We start from the raw sequence: 10,975 nt of genomic DNA on the forward strand, positions 1-10,975 counted from the left end.
CTCAATATAGTTTGTGTATATAATTCCATTCAAAGATACATAATATCCACGTAACTATTTAAAAATACTTCGTTTTTATATCTAAGTTCAAAAAGGAGCTACATAACATGGATAAAAAAAATCTATTAAGTCAACAACTTGATTATGTGTCATCGGATGCGCTGAATACTCCTAGTAAAGCCCAAGAGCAAATGCAAGAAACATCTCAGGAGGCACATGATTCAAACAAAAAGGACAGTACTCAAGCTTTACATGGCGAAGATTTACCAATTTCAGCTGTATATAGAACAACGAACAAACAGTAAATTTAAAAGGGAAAAATCTTAAGAACCAGTGAACTTAATTCTTTTCCCTTTTCCTATTTAAATAACACTTTTATATGAAACCCGTACACATTTTTGACACATCCACTATCACAACCTCCTGAAAATTCGTGATAATATTAATTTGTCGGATACGCCAAATTTCGACATTGAACGACAATAATATCTCCCTTATTGAATCCCTGTCCCCCAGGGATTTCTCCTTTTATTCATTACTTTTTTCTTCACTAAATTTTCATTCTTAACAAAATTCAATCACTCCATTGAATAGACAGCCACAGTATCCTATTTTGATAAAAACAAACAGACATACTTAACACTAATAGTAGATTTTTTAACTTCAAATTTACTTTTTCTCTCTTATCTTTTTGTAAACATTAAAAATGAGCTCTATTTACATAGAGCTCATTCGTAATTTTATAGTTTGCTAGACTGTAACCCCTGAATAAACGGAACTACTTCAGGATTTACAAGTGACGATAAATCTCCTAACTCTTTTCCTAAGTAAGCTGCTTTAATAACACGTCGCATTACTTTAGAATTTCGTGTTTTTGGTAAATCTTCTACAACGTGGATGTCTTTTGGACATAAAGCTTTACCAATATGAGAGTTTACTAAACTCATTAATTCTTTCTTTAACTCGCCAGAGAATATTACACCGTCTCGTAATACAACAAAACAATGACAAACTTCACCTTTTACATCATCCGGTACACCAACTGCCGCTGCTTCTATTACATCATTATGTTTCACAAGAATAGATTCATATTCAGCAGGCCCAATACGTTTTCCAGCAATGTTTAACGTATCATCTGAACGTCCTGTAATGATATATTGCTCACCGTCATAAATGACCCAGTCACCATGAACCCATTTATTTTCAAAACGTGACCAGTATGTGTTCACATAACGCTCATCATCTTCCCAGAAACTTTTCGTCATACCAACCCACGGTTTTTCTAAACATAATTCTCCGACTTCATCACGAATCGGTTTACCTTGATTATCAAGTACAACTGCTGCCATTCCTGGTAAAGATGCGTTAAAACTAATCGGTGCAATTGGTTTTATAAGAACATTACCGAAAATCCCACCAGAAATTTCAGTTCCACCTGAGTAGTTACAGATCGGGACCTTTCCTTTTCCAACTGTTTCAAACAGCCACATCCACGGATCTGGATTCCAAGGTTCTCCTGTTGATGCGAATACTTCTAAACTCTTTAAAGAATGTTTATTTACATACTCATCACCTTTTGCCATTAATGCACGGATTAACGTTGGCGAAATACCGAGATGAGTAATTTCATATTTATCAACTGTCTCCCATAAGCGATCTGCTTTTGGAAAGTCTGGAACACCTTCGTACATAACCATCGTTGCGCCATTAATTAAAGAGCCGAATAGTAAAAATGGTCCCATCATCCAGCCCATATCAGTTACCCACAATACGCGGTCGCCTTGTTTTATATTCATTCCAAACCCTGCATCAAATGCAGATTTTAGCGGAAAACCAGCATGTGTGTGTACTGTCCCCTTCGGCTTACCAGTCGTTCCAGATGTATATATAAGCATTAATGGATCATCACTGTTCATTTCTTCAGCATGTATAAATGGTTTTTCTTTTTCTAACGTACTCCATGAAAAATCATAATTATGCGGTGTAAAATCATTTCCTGCATGACGAACAATTACCACCTTTTCAACAGTTGGACAATGTTCACAAGCTTTATCTACTTCATCTTTTAATGAAACAATTTTCCCACGGCGTGAAAAGCCATCTGCGGTAATAACCATTTTTGAACCAGCTGCTTGTACACGTGTCATTACTGCATCAGCAGCAAAACCTGAGAATATTGGTGAAATAATCGCTCCAATTTTCATTACCGCTAACATAGCAACAACTGTTTCAGGAATCATTGGCATGTAAATTGTTACACGATCACCTTTTTCAATACCAGCATGTTTCAAACCGTTGGCAACACGGCTTACCCAGCTGTCAAGCTCTTCATATGTAAATGATTTCGAAGTTCCGTTTTCCCCTTCATACATAAGTGCTGCTTGTGTTTTCGTTTTATCGTCTGCAAGCCAGCGAGATAAAGCAGATTCTACTACGTTACAAGTTCCCTCAGTATACCACTGTGCAAACGGTGTACCATTTTCTAAATCTAACACTTCTGTATATGGTTTCATCCACTGATAGCCAACTGCTCTCTCAGCTTCTCCCCAAAACCAAGTTGTTTCTTCAATTGACTTATTATAAAAAGCTTCGTAATCTTCATAGCCTAATGATTTCATCCAACCAAATAAACGCGTTTTTTCTTTATATTCTTCTGTTGGAAACCAAACTGCTTGTTTCATGTTTTCCCCTCCTTGACTTTTTGAGCAAGAAAGCCCTAAATAGGGCTTTTAAACTGGATATACAGGATGTTTACGATCCGTGAATACTTGATATTTACTCATATACATTTCGAATCGTCCTTTTAACTCTTCACGTAAATTGTTTGGATGAACAATACCATCAATCACCATCTCAGATGCTAAACGGTAAATATCAATATCTTTCTTATACTCTTCTCGTTTTTCAGCAATAAAGCTTGCACGCTCTTCTTCTGGTAAAGCTGCAATCTTATTTGCATATACAGCATTGACCGCTGCTTCTGGACCCATTACTGCAATAGAAGCTGTTGGTAATGCTAAGCAGCAATCTGGTTCAAACGCTGGACCTGCCATTGCATATAAGCCAGCTCCATATGCTTTTCGAACGACGATAGAAATTTTCGGTACAGTTGCTTCACTCATTGCAGAGATCATTTTTGCACCGTGACGAATAATTCCCGCACGTTCTACTTTTGTACCAATCATAAACCCAGGTACATCTGCAAGGAATAATAATGGAATATGGTATGCATCGCATAAATTTATAAACTTCGCTGCTTTATCAGCTGAATCGTGGAATAATACGCCGCCCTTCATACGCGGCTGATTTGCAATAATGCCAATTGGCTTACCATCAATGCGTGCTAAACCTGTAATTAGTTCTTGCGCAAATAATTTTTTCACTTCAAAGAAAGAACCTTCATCAATAATTCTGTTAATGAGATCTTTCATATTGAAAGGAGCATTTTGATTTTCTGGAATGATTTCTTCTAACGTTTTATCGAACTGTTTCGGTTCTTGAGGTGTAATCAAAGGAGTCTTTTCTAAATAGTTACTTGGAAAATAAGAAATATATTGTCTTGCTTGCGTAATTGCATCTTCTTCTGTTTTACATAAAACATCTCCGCATCCTGATACTGAGCAATGCATACGTGCTCCGCCCATTTCTTCTAAAGTTACCTTCTCACCGATAACCATTTCAGCCATACGCGGAGACCCTAAATACATAGAAGCATTTCCTTCAACCATCATAACAACGTCACAAAATGCTGGAATATACGCACCACCAGCCGCTGAAGGTCCAAATAATAAACAAATTTGTGGCACTTTACCAGATAATTTCACTTGGTTATAAAAGATTCTTCCTGCACCGCGGCGTCCAGGGAACATTTCAACTTGATCTGTAATACGCGCTCCAGCAGAATCAACTAAATAAAATAACGGTACACGTAATTTTTCTGCTGTTTCTTGAATACGTAGAATTTTTTCAACTGTACGTGCTCCCCATGATCCAGCTTTTACAGTCGAATCATTTGCCATTACGCACGCAGTACGACCATGTATTTTACCAGTCGCAGTTACAACACCATCAGCTGGTAATCCAGTTTGTTCACAATTTGCAAATAATGCATCTTCCACATATTCACCATTATCGAATAAAAGAGCCAAACGATCTCGAACAAAAAGTTTCCCTTTTGCTTTGTTTTGTTCATGATATTTCGGTGCCCCGCCTTGCTTAATTGTTTCAACTCGTTCTTCAAATGAATTAGATTGTTGTTTTTGATCTAACATATTTACTCCCCCTTATACATTGGTTTGCGTTTTTCCTTGAATGCCTGTAATCCTTCTAATCTATCTTTCGTATGGATTACGCCCTCATACGCCTGTTTTTCCATTTGTAAGCCGGTATGTAAATCTACTTGAATACCATTTGAAATTGCTTCTTTTGCTAATCGAACGGCAATTGGACCATTATTAGCAATTCGATCTGCAATTTCAATTGCTTTCTCTTCTAGTAAATCAGCTGGTACTACGAATTCTACTAAACCATATTCTTTCGCTTCTTGCGCCGAAATACGTCTTCCTGTATAAATTAATTCTTTCGCTCTACCAACTCCAATTAATCTAGGTAATCGCTGCGTACCACCCGCTCCAGGTATTATTGCAAGGGAAGTTTCAGTGAGACCTAGACTTGCAGTGTCAGAAGCAATTCTAAAATCACAAGCTAAGCTTAATTCAGTACCTCCACCAAGTGCGATTCCATTTATTGCAGCAATAACTGGTTGTGGTAATTGTTCAACCATCTCCATAGTAGAACGAATCATACCCACAGCATGGCGAACTTGTTCTTCATTCATGTTGGCACGCTCTTTTAAATCAGCACCAGCGCAAAACGCTTTTTCGCCAGCCCCTGTTAAAATAACAACGCGCGTATTTGATTCTTCGTTTATTTGAGTTAATATAGTCTGTAATTCTTCTAATAATGCCAAAGATAATGAGTTAGCTTGTCTTTCACGATTTAACGAAATCTTTACAACATGCGGTGTAACATAGTCAACGGAAATATTTTGTAATTGTAGCATCTTCTCACCTACTTATCGTTTTATGTTGAAGCGCTCTATACACATGACTCGGTAATTGGATATTTAACTTACTTTGAATAAAATGACTAGCTCTCAATAACTTTTCTTCGTCTATATTTGTTTGGACACCTAACTTATGGAGCATATGTACTAAGTCATCAGTAGCAACATTACCCGATGCTCCTGGTGCATAAGGACACCCTCCAAGTCCACCACAAGAACTATCAAACGTTGTAATACCATGTTCTAAAGACTTAACTACATTTGCCAGTGCCATTCCATACGTATTATGAAAATGCATTGCAAACTGCGAAGCATCATACTTCTTTAATAAATGTTCTAATACTTGCTCTACTTGTAATGGATTTGCTACACCGATCGTGTCACCAAGAGAGATTTCATAAATGCCGTATGAGAATAGTTGATTACATATTTCGTCAACTGCTGTGGCACTTATATCCCCTTCATAAGGACATCCAAATACAGTAGAAACATAGCCTCTTACCTTTTTCCCTTCGAATGTTGCCTGTTTTGTTATATCTTCAATTACACCTAATGCTTCTTTAATTGGTTTATTAATGTTACTTTTATTATGAGATTCACTTGCTGATAAAAAAACATTCACCTCATCTACATTTTGCAAAAAAGCTCGTTCCAAACCATTTTGATTTGGAACAAGCGCTGCATATGTAACATTTGGATCCCTTTTTAGCTCAGAAAATACATCACTTGCATCTGCTAATGCAGGAACCCATTTAGGGTGAACGAATGAGGAAACTTCAACGTACGACAATCCCGCTTCTGTAAGTAGTTGAATCCATTTTACTTTATCTTTTGTGCCAACAATCTTTTTTTCATTCTGTAAGCCATCACGTGGCCCGACTTCTTTAATGACAGCAAAATTAGGTAGTTTCAATTCGCTTCCCCCTATATCTCCCTATTCAATTTCTAGTAATACATCTCCTTCATTTACAAAATCGCCTTCTTGTACGTTAATTTTCATAACAGTTCCGGCTTCTTCTGAAACGATTGGAATTTCCATTTTCATAGATTCCAAAATGACGACATCCTGCTCTTCCTCTACTGTGTCTCCTACTCCTACAACAATCTTCCAAACATTTCCTGCCATCGATGCATATACTTTCGTCATCATTTTTTCCCCCTTAATATTCATAAATCTTATTTTTTAACAAGTTGTTTCGTTACAAAACCCGTTGTATAAATACCACTTTTGAACACATCATCTTCCAATACTTGTAGTAGCATTGGTGTATTCGTTTTAATACCTTCTACTTTTAACTCTTGCAGCGCATCCTGTAATTTTGAAATCGCTTCTTCACGAGTTTCGCCATGAGCGATTACTTTCGCAATCATTGGATCATAGAAAGGTGTAATCGTTACTTGATTCTCCAAAAAGTGATCAATACGTACATTTGTCGGTAACGTTAGATCTGTAATTTTCCCAGGTGATGGGAAGAATGTTTTCGGATCTTCTGCATAAATACGAGCCTCGATGGCATGACCACTACGTTTTACATCATCTTGTGTAAATGATAGCTTCTCACCATATGCGATAAGTAGTTGTTGTTCAACTAGATCTAACCCAGTAATTTCTTCTGTAACTGGATGTTCTACTTGTAATCTCGTATTCATCTCTAAGAAATAAAAGTTCTTTTGATCATCTACAAGAAACTCCACTGTGCCAGCATTTGTATAACCAAGAGCTTTAGCAGCTTGTACAGCAACTTCTCCCATAGCCTTTCGTGTACCTTCATCTAAAAATGGTGAAGGCGCTTCTTCAATTACTTTTTGATTTCGGCGCTGCACTGAACATTCACGTTCCCATAAATACACTGTATTACCATGTGTATCTGCTAAAAGCTGAATTTCAATATGGTGTGCATCTGCTATATAGCGCTCTAAATACATTTCTCCGTTACCAAAGAAATTTTGCGCTCTTGTTTTATTACTTTCAAATGCTTTGGTGAGCGTTTGCTCAGTTTCCATCAACTGCATTCCAATGCCTCCGCCGCCCGCGGATGCCTTAAGCATTAATGGATAACCAATTTGTTTTGCAATTTCAATTGCTTCTTCAGCAGTTTCAATATTTGTAGTAATGCCTGGAACTACTGGCACATCTGCTGCTTGCATCGCTATACGTGACTCAATTTTACTTCCCATCTTAGTAATGATTTCTTCTGAAGGACCGATAAATACGATTCCTTCTTCTTTACAGCGAATCGGAAAAGATGGATTCTCTGATAATAATCCGTACCCCGGATGGATTGCTTCAGCATTTGTCTTCTTAGCTATTTCAATAATTTTTTCAAGGTTTAAATAGCTTTCTTGGACACGTGGACCGCCTACTAAGTAAGCTTCATTTGCCAATTTTACATGAAGGGCATTTTCATCAGCCTCAGAATAAATAGCAACGGTACGAATGCCAAGTTTTTGACAAGTTTTCATAATGCGAACTGCGATTTCCCCGCGATTAGCAATTAATATTTTTTGAAACATAGTGACTCCTCCTTTTTATCTACATCCTAAATGTCTTGCAATTACGAGACGTTGAATTTCAGAAGTTCCTTCACCAATTTCTAACAGTTTTGCATCACGAATATATCGTTCAACTTCATATTCACGCATATAGCCATATCCACCATGAATTTGTACCGCATGATTCGCGATACGACTAGCTGCTTCAGATGCAAACAACTTTGCCATAGCCGCTTCTTTACCGAAAGGTTTATCGTTATCTTTTAACCAAGCTGCTTTATGTACTAAATTACGCGCTAATTCCACTTCAGTCGCCATATCAGCTAATTTAAATTGAATCGCTTGGAAATTAGAAATTGTTTTACCAAATTGTTGACGTTCTTTCGCATATTGCAATGCACGTTCAAATGCAGATTGTGCAATACCTACTGCTAATGCTGCGATTGAAATACGTCCTCCATCAAGTGTATATAAGAATTGTTTAAATCCTTTATTTACATCACCAAGTATATTTTCTTTCGGTACACGCACACCATCAAGTACGATTTCACAAGTATTAGAAGCACGAACACCCATCTTATCGTAAGGGCTTGAAATCGTTAACCCTTCACTAGTAGTCGGTACGATAAATGCAGAAATACGTTTTCTACCATTGTCTTCAACACCGTTGATAGCGGTTACAATAATTGTATTTGCATACTCTGCATTTGTGATCCAACACTTTTCGCCACTAATAACATATTCATCGCCATCTAATATTGCTTTCGTTTGTGTGCCCCCTGCATCAGATCCAGCGTTTGGCTCTGTTAATCCGAAAGCACCTAATGTTTTCCCTGACGCCATTGGAACTAAATATTTTTGTTTTTGTTCTTCTGTACCGAAATAATAAATTGGAGAAGCACCTAATGAAATTGTTGCAGCATAGCTTAAACCAGTACCACCACAAGCACGACCAATTTCTTCAACTGCTAACGCGTACGATAATGTATCGCCACCTGAACCTCCATACTCTTCTGGGAATGGGATGCCTAATAATCCTAGTTCGCCCATTTTTTGAAATGTTTCATATGGAAACTCTGCAGTTTTGTCATAATACACAGCTTTCGGTGCGATTTCCTTTTCAGCAAAGTCACGTACCATTTCTTTAATCATTTGTTTTTCGCGAGTTAGAGTAAATTCCATTCCGCTACACACCCCTTATCGAATATTGAGTTTCGACAGCGTACGAGTTTCTACTACAAACATTACTTCTTAAAAGACACGAATATTAGTTAGACAATTGCTACATTTCTGTCATAACTTAATTTTAAAACAGATTCTGTACCAATGCACAAAAAAATTCCTACATTGTTCTACAACAACATAGGAGGTTTTGTGTCGAATTATGTAATTTATTGTTTAATAATCTCTACCTTTTCCCGAATCAGAAATTTCTACTAACCCTTCAGGGTATGGCTCAAAATATGTTTGTCTTAATAAATACTTTTCATCAAATCGAATGGCCCATGATTTTAAAATTGTAAGCAAACTACTAAGTGGTATTTTCTTTTCTGCATATTTTTGTATCAGTTCTAGAAAATGATCTTTTTCTTGTTTTTTTAGCTTTGTTTTAAAATATCCGAAAATGTGCTCACATACATTTACATTCGATGTATAGCGAGGCGCGCGCATAAATAATTCATATAAAGTCTTCTCATAGTTATCAAATACGACTTCAATTGTTTCATTTTTTTGATTTGCAATAATACGCCCTAATTCTTTTTGTTTCACCTGATTATATGCCATAAATAAATACTTATAATCTGATTGAAACGCTACGAGTTCTTTTATGTTTTTAGTATGTTTAATCATTTTGTAATGCGCGATTGTAAACAATCTTGTAAAGAAATGCTCTCTAATAATAAAATTCGACAATCTACCTTCTTCTTCAATTGGAAGATGCGAAAATTTTTTTATTACTGCTCCGCCAAATAATCCAGTTCCTTTTCCTTTTACTGGCCCTTTTTCAAAACCAGAATAGATTTTCACATCACGAGTTCCGCAACTTGGCGAACGATTCTTCAAAATAAAACCGTCAACTTCAGGTAATGTTTGTAAAAATGCATTTGAAAATTCATTCATTTTTTCAGTTACATCTTCTCGTATTGACGGTTGTACAAGCCTATTCGCACCATTTTTTTCTACAATACGTATCGTTTCACGAGGAGTCCCTAAACCAATTTCTACTTCAGGACATACAGGTATAAATGTAACAAATGGCTGCAGGTTTCGAATTGTTAAATCTGGAACCATCTCTCCATTATAACGACAGGCATCAAATTCTAAACATTTACTTACAACAATTATCGGTTTAGCAAATTGTCGCATCGCATTACCTCCGTGGCGTTAGTCCATACAATATAAATTGAATCGTATTTTCAATTTCCACTTCATCGTCCCATTTCTCTTCCGGCAATAATAAAAACCTCGTTAAGAGCAACCCTAATACAGCTGATAAAGTAAGACGTAATACGGAAGATGGCGGAAGTTCAATAATTTCCCCTTCTTCTTGAAACTTTGCAATCAGCTTTTTAAAATGTACAAGCAGTTCTGTTTCTATTAATTGTTGTATTTCACTTTTTAGTTCTGGCTGAAATGGTACTTCTTGAATTAATATTTTTATCATTGGAAAGTGCTTTTTAGCAAATTCAAATCTATTTTGAATTATTACTCTTAAAAGCACTTCATACGATTCATACTCTGTTTTAAATATTTCTTTTGCAAAGGCTTGTACGAAAAATGGTGCAGCAAACTTTGTTAAGGTCGGCATCACGACTGCAAACAATAAATCTTTTTTCGTTTTATAGTAGCGGAAGATTGTTCCTTCCGCTACACCAGCTCGCTTTGCAATTTCACTCGTTGAAGTTGAGGCGTACCCTTTTTCTCCAAACATATCAACAGCTGCCTCTAATATACGCATTTGACGTTCATTACGTTTATCAGTATTCGTTGCGGCAACTAATTCTTCCAGCCAATCCTTCTTCATTTATTGTGCTCCTTTTTATCATCATTATATTTTGCGATGTTTCTTTAATGCAAATACATTTCCTACTGCAAATAATAGTGAAAAAAGTAGTAATACAGTAAGATCTAATGCAATCTCTGTAAACCCTTGATTCCGAATCATTACTTGTCTCATAGCGTCAGCACCATATGTGAGTGGAAATAATTTACCTAACATTTGTAACCATGTATTCATGGATTCCATTGGAAACAACCCAGAAAAGAAGACTTGTGGCACGATAACAAGCGGTATAAATTGAATCATTTGAAATTCATTATTTGCGTATGCCGATAAAAATGTGCCTAATGTTAGTGCAGTTAAAGAAAGCATACATGTTATAAGTAGCGTTAGCCATATTGAGCCAGCTACATATA

General features: G+C 36.5%; 11 protein-coding genes. 1 reads left to right on the forward strand and 10 read right to left on the reverse strand.

The genetic code is table 11. The features are described 5' to 3' along the window. Positions 1-107: 107 nt before the first annotated feature. On the forward strand, positions 108-305 hold the full coding sequence (locus AB3X48_RS12550) for a hypothetical protein (RefSeq protein ID WP_002110011.1): 198 nt from the start codon (positions 108-110) through the stop codon (positions 303-305). Positions 306-740: 435 nt separating this feature from the next. Here AB3X48_RS12550 and AB3X48_RS12555 read toward each other — a convergent pair whose 3' ends face one another. The 10 genes from AB3X48_RS12555 to AB3X48_RS12600 form a co-directional block, all read right to left on the reverse strand. Further along, positions 741-2,681, reverse strand: coding sequence for an AMP-binding protein (locus AB3X48_RS12555; protein WP_088099108.1), 1,941 nt, complete (start codon positions 2,679-2,681; stop codon positions 741-743). 48 nt (positions 2,682-2,729) lie between these two features. Further along, positions 2,730-4,271: an acyl-CoA carboxylase subunit beta gene (locus AB3X48_RS12560; protein ID WP_002017014.1), complete on the reverse strand. Its 1,542-nt coding sequence runs from the start codon at positions 4,269-4,271 to the stop codon at positions 2,730-2,732. 2 nt (positions 4,272-4,273) lie between these two features. Next, positions 4,274-5,062: an enoyl-CoA hydratase gene (locus AB3X48_RS12565; RefSeq protein WP_002161717.1), complete on the reverse strand. Its 789-nt coding sequence runs from the start codon at positions 5,060-5,062 to the stop codon at positions 4,274-4,276. A gap of 4 nt (positions 5,063-5,066) precedes the next feature. After that, the gene (mvaB, locus tag AB3X48_RS12570; RefSeq protein ID WP_002110006.1) at positions 5,067-5,978 is read right to left on the reverse strand and encodes a hydroxymethylglutaryl-CoA lyase; all 912 of its coding nucleotides are present in this window, start codon (positions 5,976-5,978) and stop codon (positions 5,067-5,069) included. A gap of 21 nt (positions 5,979-5,999) precedes the next feature. Further along, positions 6,000-6,215 (reverse strand): acetyl-CoA carboxylase biotin carboxyl carrier protein subunit, encoded by a 216-nt coding sequence (locus AB3X48_RS12575; RefSeq protein ID WP_001985297.1) that lies wholly within the window; start codon positions 6,213-6,215, stop codon positions 6,000-6,002. Between the two features lie 26 nt (positions 6,216-6,241). Next, complete coding sequence (locus tag AB3X48_RS12580) at positions 6,242-7,579, reverse strand: acetyl-CoA carboxylase biotin carboxylase subunit (RefSeq protein WP_002200449.1); 1,338 nt, start codon at positions 7,577-7,579, stop codon at positions 6,242-6,244. Between the two features lie 15 nt (positions 7,580-7,594). Beyond that, positions 7,595-8,740 carry an acyl-CoA dehydrogenase gene (locus AB3X48_RS12585; RefSeq protein ID WP_016104901.1) on the reverse strand — a complete coding sequence of 382 codons (1,146 nt, stop codon included), beginning with the start codon at positions 8,738-8,740 and terminating at the stop codon, positions 7,595-7,597. A 216-nt stretch (positions 8,741-8,956) separates the two neighbouring features. Next, positions 8,957-9,925: a YbgA family protein gene (locus tag AB3X48_RS12590; RefSeq protein ID WP_088099107.1), complete on the reverse strand. Its 969-nt coding sequence runs from the start codon at positions 9,923-9,925 to the stop codon at positions 8,957-8,959. A 4-nt stretch (positions 9,926-9,929) separates the two neighbouring features. Next, complete coding sequence (locus tag AB3X48_RS12595; RefSeq protein WP_002065518.1) at positions 9,930-10,583, reverse strand: TetR/AcrR family transcriptional regulator; 654 nt, start codon at positions 10,581-10,583, stop codon at positions 9,930-9,932. 24 nt (positions 10,584-10,607) lie between these two features. Beyond that, a partial coding sequence (locus AB3X48_RS12600; RefSeq protein ID WP_367959612.1) for an ABC transporter permease occupies positions 10,608-10,975 on the reverse strand: 368 nt, incomplete at its 5' end.

The organism is Bacillus sp. S4, assembly GCF_040838205.1.
GTDB lineage: Bacteria > Bacillota > Bacilli > Bacillales > Bacillaceae_G > Bacillus_A > Bacillus_A cereus_U.